This is a genomic window from Pantoea sp. CS_6 (assembly GCF_041954745.1).
Taxonomy (GTDB): domain Bacteria; phylum Pseudomonadota; class Gammaproteobacteria; order Enterobacterales; family Enterobacteriaceae; genus Pantoea; species Pantoea stewartii.
Map to the genome: position 1 here is coordinate 51,925 of NZ_JAVAYG010000013.1, position 16,051 is coordinate 67,975.

Genomic DNA, 16,051 nt, shown 5'->3' on the forward strand with positions numbered 1-16,051 from the left:
CTGTTAAGGCGATGACAGAACGGCTAACGATCACAAAAAGTTAAGTAACGGCGAGCGCGAGGGTTCAGGTCTCCGTTAACTGCAGATATTGGTGACAAATCGTGGAAAGACTATAGATGCTTAAGTCCACCTGGTTTAAATCGGGCGGATTAGTGTAGATGTCACGCATTTTTTCAGCCAGCGAGGCGGCATTCATTTCAGAAAGACCGCGTGCTAAATCGCCGGTTAAAATACTTGCAGGTCCACCGGGGCATCGTGTGCTGACCACCGGCGTTCCACAGCCCATGGCTTCAATCAGCACATTGCCGAATCCTTCACTGTCCGAACTCAAAATCAGCATTCGCGCATGCCGTAGCCAGGGATAAGGATTCGACTGAAAGCCTGCAAATTGTACGCGGTCTGAAATACCCAATTGTTGAGCCAGACGATATAACTTTTCTTTTGTCCCTTCGTTGCCTTGACCCAGTAGAACTAAAGGTGCATGAATCCCACTTCGCGCATAAGCATCCAGCAAACGGTCATGGCGTTTAGTTTCATGAAAGCGCCCGACATGTAGAAGAAATTCAGTGCCTGCGAGTGGGCACGGTTCTGATGCGCGTTGTCTGATTTCATCAAAATCAAAAGGATTGAAAATCACACCGGTCCGGGAAGGTTTCACGCCAACGCGTGTCCTCAGATCATCGAGCGCATACTGAGAAACGGCTATCACCTGGCGATTACGATAGACGTGACGGATTTTCTGACGTTTGAGCCACAACGAAAAGCCGGATTTGCGCGCCAGATAAGAGGCTGAAAAGACGCCGTGGATGCAGTACCAGGTCTTAAGGGCGTTAAGTGCACGCGAAGCGCTTACAATGCGGTCAGTTTTATGAAGATGTGAGAGCACTAAATCAAATTTGCCCTCCCGGGCCTCGCTGAGTCGGACGGCATTGTCCAGCAGAGTGGCACGGCGAGCTGTTTCTGTGAGCTTCCGCCAGGGGCGACGACATGTGTCGCGAATGACCTGATAATCAAGCCCTGCCGGAAGGGCATAATCGCAAACGTCCCGCAGTGAAAAAAGCGATACGCGATGTCCTTCATTGATCATACCCTGAGCCAGCGTCAGCACCACTTTTTCAGCGCCGCCGCCGGGTAACCCATCAATTATCATCAAAATACGCTTGGACAACTTACCACCTCATCAACGCCGACAATTTATGCATGATCTCAACGCTGACATTTCCCGTCATAAAAGGGATACCAAAAAACGGACCGGACTATTCTGAGGTATCTCACTGAATATCAAGAAAACATCGCCATACTTCTACCGTATTTTTACGATGAAGACATCCTGATTAAACGCATTATTCTAGGATATCACTTAGCGGATGACCACGGATAAAGATCGCGCTGTGGACAATTATAGTTTTGCTTGCGTCGGTTGCCCTGCGTAACATAGCAGGATGATCTCTACCGCTTGTTGGATAAGTTATGGACAAACCCGCGTTTTTAATCACCCTGGATACTGAAGGCGATAATATCTGGCGCAATCGCAGTGGCAATGTCACTACGCACAATGTTCGGTTTTTGCCACGTTTTCAGTCTCTGTGCGAAAAATACGCGTTCAAACCTACCTGGCTTACCAACTATGAAATGGTTAGCGATCCGGCTTATGTTGAATTCGGGCGTGACCTTCTTTCACGGGGTCAGGGTGAAATCGGTATGCATCTGCACGCCTGGTATAGTCCTCCTGATTATGCGCTGACTGAAGATGACTGGCGTTATAAACCTTACCTGATTGAATATCCTGAAAACATCCTGCGGGATAAAGTCGCCCGTATGACGGATTTGCTTGAGACCGCTTTTGAGACAAAAATGCGCAGTCATCGGGCCGGTCGCTGGGCCTTTAATGAAATATACGCACGCGCACTAATTGAGCATGGTTATCTGGTGGACTGCTCCGTCACACCACGTGTTGACTGGCGCAATTCGTTGGGGGCACCTCAGGGAACGGGCGGTACCGATTACAGTGGTTTCCCTGACCAGGCTTATTATGTCGATATCAACGACATTTCGAAACCTGGCGACTCGACCTTATTAGAATTACCGATGAGCATTCAGTACCGGCATGGCGCATTGAAAAATACGCTAAAAAAAGCCTGGGATAATGTTCGGGGTAAATCAAGAGGAGCAAGGGTAAACTGGTTGAGGCCCGTGGGTGGAAATCTGGCACAAATGAAACAGGTGGTTGAACAAACCCTGGCGCAGGGCAATGATTATGTTGAGTTCATGCTGCATTCGTCTGAATTTATGCCAGACGGGAGCCCGACCTTCAAAAACCACGCTGATATAGACCGTCTGTATGATGATTTGGAACAGCTGTTTAGCTGGCTTCAGGTACGCACTCAGGGCATGACGCTGACTGAATACGCCCTAAAGAAAAAACATTCCCCGGTGTCATGACCGGGGGAACGTTAAAGGCCCGCTATTGGCTTTTGTAGCGAAGCCATGAAAAAAACGTGTCGACTTCCGGGTAGCGCATTTGCATGTATTTTTTTGTTTTGCAACTGCCCTTGCAAATACGTGCCGCAGACTTGATTGCGTGTTTAGTCTGATTGTCATAATGATAAAAGCCATAAACTTTTTTCGACATGCTTTTGACTTCATTAAAGCAATTAACGATCATGCCCGCCGCAAGATCGCGCAGTTCATTATTTGACTGCGCCATCGTGCACATTTTGTTCATCGCGAACAGCATATCCTGAATATCACTCTTGCGTACATTCCGCGTAATACTGTGGTTGTTATCACGGTAGTAATAGAGGGTGTTCTCAATATGAGCGATTTTTTGTGTTTTCAGGTATTGAAAGGGAGTGAACATCACGTCCTCGTAACGTCTCCCTACTTCAAAGCGCTCACCTTCCAGCAAAGTGCGTCTGTAAATGCGATTCCACAGGTGCCACATGGATCGGGTAAAGAGTGAATTCAGGCAATTCAACCCCTGACCTGAAAAATCGTACGCGATGCGTTGGGGCAGTTCGTCATCTGTGGCTTCCGGAATACTGTGCTCAAATCGGGCATAATTAAAATCAATCAGGTCATCCACATCGGCTAACAATAGCGGCCGGATAATTGAGAGATAGTTCCTGCTGAGCAAATCATCAGCATCCAGAAAGGTAATGAATTTTCCTTTGGCTTCCTGAAGGCCTGCATTGCGGGCCGCAGAAACGCCCTGATTAGTTTGCTGGATAAATTCAACTGAACAGGGTGGATTTGTGCTCAGCAATTCTTTAACACGCAGCGCAGAGTCATCTGTCGAACCATCATCGATAATGATGACCTGGATATCCTCACCTGCCTGAATGAACAGCGACGTCAGGCAAGAATGAATATATTGTTGACTATTATATAGAGGGATGATGATGCTTAATAGCCAGTCCCGGTGTTGACTCATTCCGTTTCCTGTAATCCATCGGATGTTTTTATGAGTAAGATACTCATGATGACAGCCAGGCAATAGATCAATGTGCCTTCAGTACTGAAAAAGATGACGTCGCTCAGACCATAGGTTATGAGCGAAATGGTCACGGCCAACAACGCTGGATTACGATAAGGCAGCAGGGCATTATATAATAAACAGAAATACAGGCCAATCAGCGCCAGCACGCCCAGAATGCCTTTAATCGAAAAGGTTTCCATTACTTCGTTATGCATGTGAACCGTGAGATAAGTAAGCGCGCCATAAAGTGCGGGTTCTTTTGCCACAATGGCTTTTGCTTCCTCCGCTCTTTGCTCAGCGGACTCTCCCCAAATGGCTTCTGAGCCTGTCCGAAATGCCACAGTTTGCATACTTAAGCGCGAAATAATCGAGTTTTCACCTTTTTGCTCATGCTTATGCGCAATATCTTCATTAAATTGTTGAATGCGCAAAGCAATAACGTTATGAAAGATGGCTGCACTTAGCGCAATCATCACAGGGACCAGCGTGAACAGAATGATTTTATGTCGGCGACTGATGATGTGAGTACTCATTAGTACAATGATTAAGGTCAGGACTGGATAAGCAAGCATCGCGGCCCGCGTTCCGGTCAGCACGATCGCAGCATAGCTAAAGGTAAAGGCAGCAAGGAAAAGTAGGACTCTGTGTCTTGATTTTAAGAGTAAGACCGCTTTAATGAAAACCAGGTTAACTGCCGTAATAATATAGGCGGCAACCGTCGCCCTGTCGAAATTCAGCTCTACACGATGAATATGCATGTCAATGCCCTGGTAAATCGCATAGCCGTTCACAACCAGCCCACAAAGAATGGCAGCAAGGATTGTATTTTTTTGCAGGGCTGCTTTTTCATTGAGCGTCACAAGTAAAATAAATGCGGCAGCAATCTGCAGTCGCCCTGTCGACTGGTACTGTCTATAAAGACTAATAAAATCACCGGGCTGTTTATACATTACTGTCCAGATTATGCTGATAATCCCAACAGCAAAAAATGCCCCAGGTAACATTAGGTTATGTTTTTTAACGAGATAAGTTTTTAGATTGAAAACGACCACTAAAAAAGAGAGATAACTCGTCAGATAAAACGCATTTCTGCCAAGAGAACCACCGAACGGCGAAGTAATAAAGGAAAAGATACATCCTATAAAAATAAGTATGTTTATAGTGCGAGATAAGGCCTCTTTTTTAATAATTAAATGGTCAGTTTTCATTTTTTCCTTATAACGTCCATTAAAGCATCGTTAAATTCTGTCTTAAACAGCGCATAATCAAAATGTTCTGCTGTCCAGTTTTTTGCTGTGTCACTGTATTGCTGATAGGTTTCATGCTGAGATAAAACGTCAACGGCATCGGCGCAATCAATATGAGAAACCAGTTTGGCGTCTTGCATTACATCCCGCACAGGATCGTAAATCTTATAAGGGAAATCCACATGAATTCCTGTTAATTTTTCATGTTCATCAATCGTTACTGAAGGAATCAACCCCAGGCCACATTGTTGATGCCTGACCACTTCAGGTTGGCCATCGATCATCGGGAATATCACGGGGACGCCGAAATAGAGTGCTTCCATACAGGAAAGACCAAAGGGTTCAGTGACAGGTGTGCTGAGATAAATATCAATACGATTGAAAAATGCACCAATGTCATGCTGAAAACCGCTGAAAGTAACGAATTCGCTGATATCTAAACGTTTAGCGAGCGCAACAAAAGCATCATGATCGGGCCCTTTGCCCGCAATTTCCAGTACGACATTCCGGCCGCGCTGGCGTAATTCCTTTAAAGCTAACAGCGCGACGCTAATACCCTTCAGGCTAACCTGACGAGCAGCAGTGCCGAGACGGATCGGGTTATTTAGCGTCCGGATGCCAGAATGGATTCCCTGAGGCACCATGATGCGGTTAATCACTACGTGATGGGGACAGGGCAGATTAAAACGAAGCTGCATCACGCGATTAGAGGCATAAGAAGCAGAAATGACACCATCCAGCATGGCCATAAAGCCCAGCGTTTTTTTATTTTTAGGATATCGCCATGAGCAGCCATGATCGTAATAAACCAGACTTGCCCGCTCAGGTTTTGCGCTTAATCCCGGAATCAAATCCCAGACGACGATTACATCGGCATCGCTCGACTCTACGCGCTTTTGTAGCAAATATTTCCGAAGAAATTGTGGGACTTTTATTTTCAGGTTATTTAACCATCGATTGGCGAAGATGATTTTCTGTTGAGGGATGTGACGACGAATGTCATCATCGATCTCGTTACTGATGCAAATAACATCGTCACGCCCGTCAGAAAAATCGTTGATGTACTGTAGGAAAAGACGCTCAACGCCCCCCATTTTGCCGAGATTAATGATATGAAGTTTCTTCATGCGGTAATCTCAAAAACCATATCTGCCACGTCCTTAGCGCTAATATCTGCCAATTTGCTGCCCTCTGCAGGACGCAAAACATGCTGATTTTGTCCGTAACCACCAATCAAGCCGGGATCGGTCGGACCGTATAACGTAATATTGGGTCTGTCCAGTGCTGCTGCCATATGGCTCAAACCTGTGTCTACTGAGACAACAGCTTTCGCACCTGCCAGCTGCTGAGCAACCGCTTCAAGAGTGAGCCTGGGCAATACCTCTACATGCTCAAAACCCTCAGCCAGCCGGATCGCACGCTGATGCTCATGCTCAGCGCCCCAGGGCAGTTTTACGCGCAAACCTGTCGGCTGGAGCCGTTCAATTAACTCGCGCCAGTGGGATTCTGGCCAGTGCTTGTTATCACGGGTCGTGGCATGCAGGAAGACCAGATAAGCGTTTTCACCCTGTAATGCCACATTGCGGAAATGGCCAGCAATAGCATAGTCTCCCTGCGTTTGCGGCTTCTCATAACCCAGGCTTTTCGCGAACAGTTCCCGGGTCCTCTCCACTGCGTGTTGCTGCTTACTGACCTCGTGCTTTTTGTCGTACCACCAACTGGCAAAGGGTTCACGCGCACTGCGGCTGTCCAGACCGTGCTTGACACCTTTAGCCAGACGCGTCACGAGTGCGGCACTCTTAATCAGCCCCTGAGCATCAATCACCACATCATAGTGGCGAGACTGTAAATCGCGTTTAAATCGAACACGTTCTTCACGCTGCTCGCTGCCGAACCAGTGCTTACGCCAGCGACGGATTGCAACGGGCAGAACCTTATCAACGGCGGGATGCCATGCAGGAATCTGGGCAAAATTTTCTTCTACAACCCAATCAAAACGAATACCGGGAAGGGCATGCATAGCATCAGTCAGGGCAGGTAACGTATGGAGCACATCCCCCATTGACGAGGTTTTAACAATCAGGACGTGCATGAACTCTCCTGGGCTTCACGCAACAAACTGCGTAATGTTTCATGGACTTGTGAAGGCTGGATGTCAATCAGGCTTTGATGGTAGCCCTGCTCAGCATCCCCTTTACGGACGCGATGGTAACCGCTGATTAAACGGATGATACGCGCCTGATCCGACAGCGGCGGGGTGAAGTCCGGGCTACTGGGACCATATAAAGCCACCAGTGGGCGGTTCAACGCGGCGGCAATGTGCATAAGACCAGAGTCATTGCTCACTACCGCCCGGCACTGGGCCAGCAGAATGACAGCCTGTTCCAGCTGGGTTTGACCTGCCAGATTGCGGCAATGCTCACGACTTGTCTCGGGCAGCGACGCGATGATTTCTTCGCCAGTGGGGCCATCTTTTACTGAACCGAACAGCAGGATCTGAAACCCTTCGCGAATTAACTGTTCTGCCAGTGCGGCGTAGTGAAAATGCGGCCAGCGTTTTGCCGGACCAAATTCGGCCCCGGGGCAAAAGCCAATAGCCGGGCGCTCAGAGGAAAGTTGAAACTGCGCAGCCATTACGCTTTTTTCCGCTTCGCTGACCTGTAACTGCGGTTTCAGCAAGGGTTGTGGCAGTTGACGGGCTGAACGGAAAGGCGTGTCATAGGCCAGCGCAACATAACGCTCTACCATTAAAGGAAACGCGGCCTTATCCAGTACCCGCACATCATTCAACAGACCATAGCGCATTTCTCCGCGCCAGCCGACGCGGCGAGGAATACCCGCAAAAAAGGGCACCAATGCCGATTTGAATGAGTTGGGCAACACGTAAGCGCGATCATAACCCTGATCGCGCAGTGATTTACCCAAACGGCGGCGCTCGCCTATCGCCAGCGCACCATGGCCGAGTGGCATGGCCAGCGCCTGATTCACCTCAGGCATTCGGGAAAGTAAAGGACGGCACCATTCAGGCGCCATCACATCAATCACCGCATCAGGATGTTCGGCCTTGAGCGTACGATAGAGACTTTGCGACATCATCATATCGCCGACCCACGACGGGCCGATCACCAGAATTTTCATTACCGGTATCCGTTCCTTAGACGTTGCGGTTTAACCAGGCCATATATTCAGACACGCCCTGTGCCACTGTTTTAAAAGGCTTGTCGTAGCCTGCCTCACGCAGTTTCGTCAGATCAGCCTGGGTATAAGCCTGATAACGGCCTTTCAGTTTTTCCGGGAAAGGAATGTATTCAATTTCACCTTTCTGATGGAAATTAAGCACGGCGTCCGCAACTTCCTGGAACGATTCGGCGCGGCCTGTGCCGCAGTTATAAATCCCGGAAATGCCGTTCTCCCAGCACCACAGATTGACTGACACAACATCATCAACATGAATAAAATCGCGTTTAAAGCTGTCGCTGCCCTCGAACAGTTTTGGATTTTCGTCATTACTGATCTGCGTATTCAGATGGAAGGCAACGCTTGCCATACTGCCTTTGTGGCCTTCGCGCGGTCCGTAAACGTTGAAGTAACGGAAACCACAGACTGGTGACGTTGCTTCTGGCAGAATCTGGCGTACATAGTGGTCAAACAGCATTTTTGAGTAGCCGTAAACGTTTAGCGGCTGCTCGTACTGACGCTCTTCGATGAAATTCTCATTGCGTCCACCATAGGTGGCTGCCGAAGAGGCATACAGGAAGGGGATTTCACGCTCAAGGCAAAAGTGCAGCAGGTCTTTTGAGTACTGATAGTTATTATCCATCATGTACTTACCATCCCACTCCGTTGTGGCTGAGCAGGCACCTTCATGGAACACCGCTTCAATCGGACCCAGATCTTCACCCGACATGATGTAGGTTAAGAACTCTTCTTTATCCATGTAATCTGTGATGTCCAGATCGGCAAGATTCACGAACTTGGTGCCATCTTTCAGATTATCTACGACCAGAATATCTGTATGGCCACGATCGTTCAGCGTCTTAACGATATTGCTGCCGATCATACCTGCGCCACCGGTTACGATAATCATATTGCTACCTTTAACGTTTTGTGGTGAAACGGGACGTCTCACGCGTAATGTCACCATCATAACATTTCATCCCGCCACAGACAGCCAGATGACTCCGTAAGGTCAGGGCCCAAAATGCCTGTGACGTGAACTGTGCTACATAATTAACATTATTTTGGTCGATTAGGCGTTAAAAGGCGATATGTTCAGTCGTATTTGCCCCTTCCTACCTTTTCAGGAGTGTAATAATGTCAGCGCATTTTTATCAGCATATTCGTCAGCAACTGGCTATCGCCCAGCAAGAAGGGCTGTTCAAAAAAGAACGTATTATCACTTCCGCGCAGCAGGCTGAAATCGACGTTGGGCATCATCACGCTGTCATTAATTTCTGTGCAAATAATTACCTTGGGCTGGCTAACCATCCTGCTTTGATTCAGGCCGCGAAAGAGGGAATGGATTCGCACGGTTTTGGGATGGCATCGGTGCGCTTTATCTGTGGTACGCAGGATAAGCACAAACAACTGGAAAGAAAACTGGCTGATTTTCTGGGTATGGAAGACGCCATACTTTACTCCTCCTGCTTCGATGCGAATGGCGGATTATTTGAAACACTGCTGGGGGCTGAGGATGCCATCATTTCTGACGCACTTAATCACGCGTCGATTATTGATGGTGTGCGTCTGTGTAAAGCACAACGCTACCGTTACGCCAATAATGACATGACCGAGTTACGTGCCCGCCTGCAGGAAGCCAAAGATAACGGCGCAAAGACCATTATGATTGCAACCGATGGCGTCTTCTCTATGGATGGCGTAATTGCCAATCTGAAAGGCATTTGCGATTTGGCAGACGAATACTCTGCCCTGGTCATGGTCGATGATTCCCATGCGGTGGGTTTTGTGGGAAAGGCAGGGCGGGGAACGCATGAGTATTGTGATGTCATGGGGCGGGTAGACATCATCACCGGCACCCTGGGTAAGGCGCTGGGGGGTGCTTCCGGTGGCTATACGGCAGCCAAAACCGAGGTTATAGAATGGCTACGTCAGCGTTCAAGACCTTATCTGTTCTCTAATTCACTGGCACCCGCAATCGTGGCTGCCTCATTGCGCGTTCTGGATCTGTTAAGCGAAGGCGACGGACTGCGTCAGCGCCTCTGGGAAAACGCACGCCTGTTCCGCGAAAAAATGACGGCAGCGGGCTTTACGCTGGCGGGGGCCGATCACGCCATCATTCCGGTCATGCTGGGCGAAGCCAGCGTAGCGCAGGCGTTTGCGCATCTGCTTCAGCAGGAGGGGATTTATGTGACCGGATTTTTCTATCCGGTAGTGCCAAAAGGTCAGGCACGTATTCGCACACAAATTTCAGCCGCGCACAGCCAGCAGCAGCTCGATACCGCTGTGGCCGCTTTCACGCGGATTGGTAAGCAACTTGGCGTGATCGCCTGAGGACAGACCATGAAAGCACTTGCGAAACTGAAAAAAGAGCAGGGTATCTGGATGGTTAACGATGCGCCCATTCCGGAGCCTGGCCACAACGATTTGCTGATCAAAATCCGCAAAACCGCGATCTGCGGCACCGATGTACATATTTACAACTGGGACGACTGGTCCCGTAAAACGATCCCCGTGCCCATGATTGTTGGCCATGAATATGTAGGCGAAGTGGTGGCTGTGGGGCAGGAAGTGAAAGGGTTTCAGATTGGCGATCGCGTTTCGGGTGAAGGCCACATTACCTGCGGGCACTGCCGTAACTGCCGGGCAGGGCGGACACATTTATGCCGCAATACGCAAGGTGTAGGTGTCAACCGGCAGGGATGCTTTGCTGAATATCTGGTGATCCCTGCCTTTAATGCCTTCAAAATTCCCGACAATATTTCAGACGAACTGGCGTCGATTTTTGACCCGTTTGGCAACGCAGTTCATACCGTTTTGTCCTTCGATCTGGTGGGAGAAGACGTTCTGATTTCTGGGGCTGGGCCGATTGGAATCATGGCGGCGGCGGTATGTCGTCATGTGGGTGCACGAAATGTCGTCATCACAGACATTAATGATTATCGCCTTGAACTGGCCCGTAAAATGGGCGTGACCTGTGCGGTCAACGTGGCGAAACAGGACTTGCGTGAGGTCATGCATACGCTCGATATGCGAGAGGGCTTTGATGTGGGCTTAGAAATGTCGGGCGCACCGCCTGCTTTTCGGACCCTGCTTGACGTCATGAATCACGGCGGTCGTATCGCCTTACTGGGCATTCCGCCCGGTGAAATGGCCATCGACTGGAATCAGGTGATTTTTAAAGGGCTGTTTATTAAGGGCATTTACGGGCGGGAGATGTTTGAAACCTGGTACAAGATGGCCGCACTGATACAGTCAGGTCTGGATCTCACCCCGATCATTACACATCGCTACGATATAGATGACTTTCAGCGAGGTTTTGATGATATGCGGTCGGGGCAATCAGGAAAGGTGATTCTGAGCTGGACGTAATGTTGCCCTTTGTTTTTTTAACGTTGACGCTCAGCATCGGGTTTAAGGCCGATGCTGAGTGTGTCAGAAAAGTGCATTAATACGGCGATACAGCGGGCTCTCAGCGATGCTCTCACCAATCACGCCCAGTGCGCGTGTAGCAGGCACAGGTGACAGTGGTTGCTTCACTTTACATTCGCCTGGCGGCTGGAAGCCTTGCGCTGGTTTATTGCGCGGCAGGGTTTTTGCCGGCGAAGCACTGCCGTTATGCAGCGGCTCATTTAATAACTGACCCGGTGTCACCAGCGTAATATCCGCAGGCAAAGTGGGCAGCATTTGTTGCAACACGCGCACAGTGTTCGGGTGCGGGTGACCAATCGCAATCGCATAGCCATCCCGCTCGGCCAGTTTCACTGCCCGACTAAATTGCTGACGGATGGCGTTGATGTCCTGGCTGTCGTCCAGAAAGACCCTGCGCTTTAGCACTCTGACATGCGTGCCCTGGGCGGCGGGTACAGACTGGCTGTTGCCAATCGTCATGCTGTCAAGGAAGTACAGATTGTACTGGTTAAGAGCCTGCATGACTTTTTGCATACCCGGCAGACTGGACGTCATTTTGCTGCCCATATGGTTATTCAGCCCCACCGCATAAGGCACGTTATTTACTGCACTCCGGATGATGCGATCAATCTCGGCGCTGCTCATCTCGGGCGTTAACGTGTTTTTTTCAAGGGGTTGCTTACTGAGAGGGGCCATGGGCAGATGGATCAGGACTTCGTGTCCGCCCTGATGCGCTTTGATTGCCATTTGACGTGCATAGGGCGCATCGGGGAGGACAGCAACCGATATCGCCTGCGGCATCTGCAACACTTTATTCTCTTCTGTAGGCCGGTAGCCGACATCATCAATAACAATGGCGAGTTTACCGGCCTGGGCTGCGAAACTGAGCAGCAATCCACTCAGCAGCGCAACCAGGGTCTTTCGCTGACGTAACACTTATTTTCCTAACCACGGAAGTGGATTAACCGCTTTACCCTGACGCCGGATTTCAAAGTAGAGCGAAGGTGTACCACGGCCACCGCTGGTGCCGACCAGGGCAATAGGCTGACCTGCTTTTACCTGAGCGCCGACGCTGACCAGTGCGCTTTGGTTGTAACCATAGAGGCTCATATCCCCTTTGCCATGTTCAATCACGACGACGAGGCCATAACCCTGTAACCAGTCAGCCATCAACACGCGACCATCGGCAATGGCTTTAACTTCTGTGCCCTCAGGCGCGTTAATGACCAGCCCTTTCCAGCGTAATTCGCCCTGAAGCTCCTCACCGAAGCGATGCTCAATCCGTCCTCTTACTGGCCAGATGTCCTGACCATTTGGCCGCCCAAGCCCGCCTGTGCGCGCCATCAGTTCGCGTTCACTCTGGGTTGGCTGATAGCTGGAGCCTTTCGCTTTTGCCTGCACCTGACGCTGGCGGACTTTTTCAGCCTCACGCGCTTCCCGTGCGGCGCGTTCACGCGCTTCTCGCTCGGCACGGGCAATTTTGTCTTGCAGGCGGCTTTCGTTCTGCCGCATCTCGACCAAATCAGCCTGATCTTTCTGCAGCGCACTTTCCAGAGAGGTTAGCGTTTTTTTGCGGGCGGCACTGGCTTGCTGAAGTTTGTCCTGCTGTGCTTGCTGCTGAGTTAACAACGATTTTTGCTGCTGCTGTTTTTGTTCCAGCGATGCGCGCTGTTGAGCCAGTTCCTTGCGGGTAGTTTGCAGGGCGGTGATATTTTCCTGACGTGCCGTGTTCAGGTAACCAAAGTAAGCCAGGATGCGCTCGCTGCGCTGACTTTCTTCGCCACCTAACAGCAGTTGCAGGCCCTTGTGCTGGCCCTGACGAAAAGCGGCATCCAGTTGCTCTGCCAGCAGTTTTTCCTGCTGAGCCTGTTGTTTCTCAAGGTGGGCAACGGAGGCGGTGACCTGCGCGATGTCATTGTTTAAGGCGGACAGACTATTGCGCGTTTCACGCAACTGCCGGCTGGCCTGCGCAATGATTTTTTCCTGACTTTGCAGCTGATTAAGCAACTGGCTGCGCTGGGCTTTTTGCGCCTTAACGCTTTTTTCTTTTTCAGCAATTTCCTGCTGAATGGATTTCAGTTGCGCTTTGTTATCATCAGCGGCCAGCCCGGGTAAGGGCAATGACAACAGGCCCGCATAAAGCAGGCTAAAAGACAGAACGGACAAGCGTGTAAACAGCGGCACGGTAACGCCGTTGTGACGGGTCCATGTTGGCAGAGCAGTTGTCTTTCCCTTCATAGGTCGATGATTATTCCACGATGAACAGTTGCTTACCAGCATTGCCGACCGGCTTTTGCTTCCCTAAACGTGACCATTTTCAACAGTACAAGGCATAAGCGTCACGACATTTTTGCCATTCGGTGAATTTTTTTGGAAAATGACGCACAAATTATCACTCTGCCCGCTTAGCGTCTGTACATGCGAAGTGGCGCAGGTATACTCAGAAGCCTTGTTTTAGCTTATTAGCCCGGTCTGGAGTCGTTACCCCTCATGCAAGAAATTATGCAGTTTGCAAGCAATCACCCCATCCTGAGTCTGGCATGGGTCGTTTTACTTATACTGGTGATTGTGACCACCGTTAAAGGGATGTTCTCTAAAGTAAAAACGATCAGTCGAGGCGAAGCAACCCGACTTATTAACAAAGAGGATGCGGTGGTGGTAGACGTGCGTTCGCGCGACGATTACCGCAAGGGGCATATTTCGGGCGCGGTCAACGTCGCTGCAGCTGATATCAAGAAAGGCAGTTTTGGCGAGCTGGAAAAGCATAAAACACAGCCCATAATTGTGGTATGCGCTACCGGGCAGAGCGCGGCCGATCCTGCTGCACATCTGAGCGCGGCAGGTTTCAATCAGGTGAGCGTGCTCAAAGACGGTATTAGCGGTTGGAGCGGCGAAAATCTGCCGTTAGTTCGCGGTAAATAACCATCCTGAGGTCCCTATGGCAAACGTTGAGATTTATACCAAACCAACCTGTCCGTATTGTCATCGCGCAAAAGCGCTGCTGAATGAGAAAGGCGCGGCGTTCCAGGAGATCCCCATTGATGGGGACATGGCAAAACGTGAAGAGATGATTAAGCGCAGCGGCCGCACGACAGTGCCTCAGATCTTTATTGATGGCCAGCATATTGGTGGCTGCGACGATTTGATGGCACTTAACGATCGTCAGGGTTTAGATCCGTTACTTCAGGCGTAGTTTTACGCCAGACATTTTAACTTACAGGACTTAGTCACATGTCAGAACATAACACTAACGAAATGCAATTCCAGATTCAGCGCGTTTACACGAAGGATATTTCTTTTGAAGCGCCCAATGCGCCGCAGGTGTTTCAGAAAGAGTGGGAGCCAGACGTTAAGCTGGATCTGGATACTGCCTCTTCGCAACTGGCTGAGGAAGTGTATGAAGTGGTGCTGCGTGTGACCGTTACGGCAACCGTTGGCGAAGATACCGCTTTCCTGTGTGAAGTTCAGCAGGCAGGTATTTTCACCATCGGTGGCATTGAAGGTACCCAGATGGCGCATTGCCTTGGCGCTTACTGCCCAAATATCCTGTTCCCTTATGCCCGCGAATGCATCACCAGCCTGGTTTCACGTGGTACCTTCCCGCAGCTTAACCTTGCGCCAGTGAACTTTGATGCGCTGTTTATGAATTATCTGCAGCAGCAGCAAGGCGAAGAAGCGCAACATCAGGATGCCTGATGACCACTCACGCTTCGATTAGCGTCATCGGTGCCGGTTCATACGGCACCGCTTTGGCGATTACGCTGGCCCGCAATGGCCACCCGGTGCTGCTGTGGGGGCACAATCCTGCCCATATGGCACAACTTCAGTCCGACCGCTGCAACCGTGCGTTCCTGCCAGATGTAACGTTTCCCGATAATCTGACTGTTGAACCTGATCTGAATACCGTTATAGCCGCCAGCCGCGATTTGTTGGTCGTTGTACCGAGTCATGTTTTCGGCGATGTGCTGACGCAGATAAAGCCCGGTTTACGTGATGACTCACGCATCGTCTGGGCAACGAAAGGACTGGAGAAGGAAACGGGTCGTCTGCTGCAGGATGTTGCCCGCGACATTTTGGGCGAAACGATTCCACTGGCCGTCATCTCCGGCCCCACTTTTGCAAAAGAACTGGCAGCGGGTTTACCGACAGCGATTGCGCTGGCGGCTACTGACGCGCAGTTCGCAGACGATTTACAACAGCGACTGCACTGCGGTAAAAGCTTTCGCGTCTATAACAATCCCGATTTTATTGGGGTTCAACTGGGCGGCGCGGTGAAAAACGTCATTGCTATCGGTGCTGGCATGTCTGATGGCATCGGCTTTGGCGCGAATGCACGCACGGCGTTAATTACGCGCGGGCTGGCCGAGATGAGTCGTCTGGGTGCGGCATTAGGCGCAGATGCTACAACATTTATGGGCATGGCCGGTTTGGGTGATCTGGTGCTGACCTGTACTGATAACCAATCGCGCAATCGCCGTTTTGGCATGATGCTCGGGCAGGGTGAAGATGTCGATAGTGCACAACGTATTATCGGACAAGTTGTAGAAGGCTACAGAAATACCAAAGAAGTCAAAGCGCTGGCGGCACGCACAGGAGTTGAAATGCCTATCACCGAACAGATTTATCAGGTGCTCTATTGCGGAAAACCGGCACGAGATGCAGCATTAAGCCTGCTGGGGCGTTCACGGAAGGACGAAAACAGCACAAACTAAAGCAGGAAGCCAAGCGTCATCACCTG

At 50.2% G+C, this 16,051-nt stretch carries 16 protein-coding genes; 7 read left to right on the plus strand and 9 right to left on the minus strand.

Annotated features, from left to right (window positions below; genetic code table 11):
• Nucleotides 1-64: 64 nt before the first annotated feature.
• Nucleotides 65-1,150, minus strand: coding sequence for a glycosyltransferase (locus tag RAC90_RS18105; protein ID WP_375124628.1), 1,086 nt, complete (start codon nucleotides 1,148-1,150; stop codon nucleotides 65-67).
• A 320-nt stretch (nucleotides 1,151-1,470) separates the two neighbouring features.
• Here RAC90_RS18105 and RAC90_RS18110 point away from each other — a divergent pair, with 320 nt between their 5' ends.
• Entirely contained in the window at nucleotides 1,471-2,442 is a 972-nt protein-coding gene (locus tag RAC90_RS18110; RefSeq protein WP_054632871.1) for a polysaccharide deacetylase family protein, read from the plus strand.
• 22 nt (nucleotides 2,443-2,464) lie between these two features.
• Here the strand turns inward: RAC90_RS18110 and RAC90_RS18115 are convergent, their stop codons facing one another.
• Genes RAC90_RS18115 through rfaD form a run of 6 tightly spaced genes read right to left on the minus strand, consistent with a single transcriptional unit; the run spans nucleotide 2,465 to nucleotide 8,812 of the window.
• Nucleotides 2,465-3,433 (minus strand): glycosyltransferase family 2 protein, encoded by a 969-nt coding sequence (locus RAC90_RS18115; protein WP_375124615.1) that lies wholly within the window; start codon nucleotides 3,431-3,433, stop codon nucleotides 2,465-2,467.
• Complete coding sequence (locus tag RAC90_RS18120; RefSeq protein WP_375124616.1) at nucleotides 3,430-4,686, minus strand: O-antigen ligase family protein; 1,257 nt, start codon at nucleotides 4,684-4,686, stop codon at nucleotides 3,430-3,432. The genes RAC90_RS18115 and RAC90_RS18120 overlap by 4 nt, the downstream gene beginning before the upstream one ends.
• The gene (locus RAC90_RS18125) at nucleotides 4,683-5,852 is read right to left on the minus strand and encodes a glycosyltransferase (protein ID WP_054632874.1); all 1,170 of its coding nucleotides are present in this window, start codon (nucleotides 5,850-5,852) and stop codon (nucleotides 4,683-4,685) included. Before RAC90_RS18125 ends, RAC90_RS18120 begins: the two co-directional genes overlap by 4 nt.
• Entirely contained in the window at nucleotides 5,849-6,817 is a 969-nt protein-coding gene (gene rfaC, locus RAC90_RS18130; protein ID WP_054632875.1) for a lipopolysaccharide heptosyltransferase RfaC, read from the minus strand. The genes RAC90_RS18125 and rfaC overlap by 4 nt, the downstream gene beginning before the upstream one ends.
• Complete coding sequence (gene rfaF / locus RAC90_RS18135; protein WP_054686810.1) at nucleotides 6,805-7,863, minus strand: ADP-heptose--LPS heptosyltransferase RfaF; 1,059 nt, start codon at nucleotides 7,861-7,863, stop codon at nucleotides 6,805-6,807. The genes rfaC and rfaF overlap by 13 nt, the downstream gene beginning before the upstream one ends.
• Nucleotides 7,864-7,879: 16 nt before the next feature.
• Nucleotides 7,880-8,812 (minus strand): ADP-glyceromanno-heptose 6-epimerase, encoded by a 933-nt coding sequence (gene rfaD, locus RAC90_RS18140; RefSeq protein WP_033738074.1) that lies wholly within the window; start codon nucleotides 8,810-8,812, stop codon nucleotides 7,880-7,882.
• A gap of 227 nt (nucleotides 8,813-9,039) precedes the next feature.
• Here rfaD and RAC90_RS18145 point away from each other — a divergent pair, with 227 nt between their 5' ends.
• Both RAC90_RS18145 and tdh read left to right on the plus strand, forming a co-directional pair.
• Nucleotides 9,040-10,236, plus strand: coding sequence for a glycine C-acetyltransferase (locus RAC90_RS18145; protein ID WP_033738076.1), 1,197 nt, complete (start codon nucleotides 9,040-9,042; stop codon nucleotides 10,234-10,236).
• A gap of 9 nt (nucleotides 10,237-10,245) precedes the next feature.
• On the plus strand, nucleotides 10,246-11,274 hold the full coding sequence (gene tdh / locus RAC90_RS18150) for an L-threonine 3-dehydrogenase (RefSeq protein WP_375124617.1): 1,029 nt from the start codon (nucleotides 10,246-10,248) through the stop codon (nucleotides 11,272-11,274).
• Nucleotides 11,275-11,337: 63 nt separating this feature from the next.
• Here tdh and RAC90_RS18155 read toward each other — a convergent pair whose 3' ends face one another.
• The gene (locus tag RAC90_RS18155) at nucleotides 11,338-12,249 is read right to left on the minus strand and encodes a divergent polysaccharide deacetylase family protein (protein ID WP_375124618.1); all 912 of its coding nucleotides are present in this window, start codon (nucleotides 12,247-12,249) and stop codon (nucleotides 11,338-11,340) included.
• Nucleotides 12,250-13,551, minus strand: a complete 1,302-nt coding sequence (gene envC / locus RAC90_RS18160) for a murein hydrolase activator EnvC (RefSeq protein ID WP_039342507.1) — start codon at nucleotides 13,549-13,551, stop codon at nucleotides 12,250-12,252.
• A 252-nt stretch (nucleotides 13,552-13,803) separates the two neighbouring features.
• Between envC and RAC90_RS18165 the strand changes: the two genes are divergently transcribed.
• Genes RAC90_RS18165 through gpsA form a run of 4 tightly spaced genes read left to right on the plus strand, consistent with a single transcriptional unit; the run spans nucleotide 13,804 to nucleotide 16,025 of the window.
• Nucleotides 13,804-14,235, plus strand: a complete 432-nt coding sequence (locus RAC90_RS18165; RefSeq protein WP_006121275.1) for a rhodanese-like domain-containing protein — start codon at nucleotides 13,804-13,806, stop codon at nucleotides 14,233-14,235.
• A 16-nt stretch (nucleotides 14,236-14,251) separates the two neighbouring features.
• The gene (grxC, locus tag RAC90_RS18170) at nucleotides 14,252-14,506 is read left to right on the plus strand and encodes a glutaredoxin 3 (protein WP_033738087.1); all 255 of its coding nucleotides are present in this window, start codon (nucleotides 14,252-14,254) and stop codon (nucleotides 14,504-14,506) included.
• A gap of 38 nt (nucleotides 14,507-14,544) precedes the next feature.
• A complete protein-coding gene (secB, locus tag RAC90_RS18175) occupies nucleotides 14,545-15,009 on the plus strand; it encodes a protein-export chaperone SecB (protein WP_375124619.1) in 465 nt (154 codons plus the stop codon).
• The gene (gene gpsA, locus RAC90_RS18180) at nucleotides 15,009-16,025 is read left to right on the plus strand and encodes an NAD(P)H-dependent glycerol-3-phosphate dehydrogenase (RefSeq protein WP_006121279.1); all 1,017 of its coding nucleotides are present in this window, start codon (nucleotides 15,009-15,011) and stop codon (nucleotides 16,023-16,025) included. The genes secB and gpsA overlap by 1 nt, the downstream gene beginning before the upstream one ends.
• Nucleotides 16,026-16,051 lie beyond the last annotated feature (26 nt).

Bases quoted from the DNA above. Each gene is read 5' to 3' on its own strand.
- RAC90_RS18125 (WP_054632874.1), bottom strand. From the start codon at position 5,852: ATGAAGAAACTTCATATCATTAATCTCGGCAAAATGGGGGGCGTTGAG.
- grxC (WP_033738087.1), top strand. From the start codon at position 14,252: ATGGCAAACGTTGAGATTTATACCAAACCAACCTGTCCGTATTGTCAT.
- RAC90_RS18165 (WP_006121275.1), top strand. From the start codon at position 13,804: ATGCAAGAAATTATGCAGTTTGCAAGCAATCACCCCATCCTGAGTCTG.
- rfaD (WP_033738074.1), bottom strand. From the start codon at position 8,812: ATGATTATCGTAACCGGTGGCGCAGGTATGATCGGCAGCAATATCGTT.
- RAC90_RS18115 (WP_375124615.1), bottom strand. From the start codon at position 3,433: ATGAGTCAACACCGGGACTGGCTATTAAGCATCATCATCCCTCTATAT.
- secB (WP_375124619.1), top strand. From the start codon at position 14,545: ATGTCAGAACATAACACTAACGAAATGCAATTCCAGATTCAGCGCGTT.
- RAC90_RS18145 (WP_033738076.1), top strand. From the start codon at position 9,040: ATGTCAGCGCATTTTTATCAGCATATTCGTCAGCAACTGGCTATCGCC.
- envC (WP_039342507.1), bottom strand. From the start codon at position 13,551: ATGAAGGGAAAGACAACTGCTCTGCCAACATGGACCCGTCACAACGGC.
- tdh (WP_375124617.1), top strand. From the start codon at position 10,246: ATGAAAGCACTTGCGAAACTGAAAAAAGAGCAGGGTATCTGGATGGTT.
- rfaC (WP_054632875.1), bottom strand. From the start codon at position 6,817: ATGCACGTCCTGATTGTTAAAACCTCGTCAATGGGGGATGTGCTCCAT.
- RAC90_RS18105 (WP_375124628.1), bottom strand. From the start codon at position 1,150: ATGATAATTGATGGGTTACCCGGCGGCGGCGCTGAAAAAGTGGTGCTG.
- rfaF (WP_054686810.1), bottom strand. From the start codon at position 7,863: ATGAAAATTCTGGTGATCGGCCCGTCGTGGGTCGGCGATATGATGATG.
- RAC90_RS18120 (WP_375124616.1), bottom strand. From the start codon at position 4,686: ATGAAAACTGACCATTTAATTATTAAAAAAGAGGCCTTATCTCGCACT.
- gpsA (WP_006121279.1), top strand. From the start codon at position 15,009: ATGACCACTCACGCTTCGATTAGCGTCATCGGTGCCGGTTCATACGGC.
- RAC90_RS18110 (WP_054632871.1), top strand. From the start codon at position 1,471: ATGGACAAACCCGCGTTTTTAATCACCCTGGATACTGAAGGCGATAAT.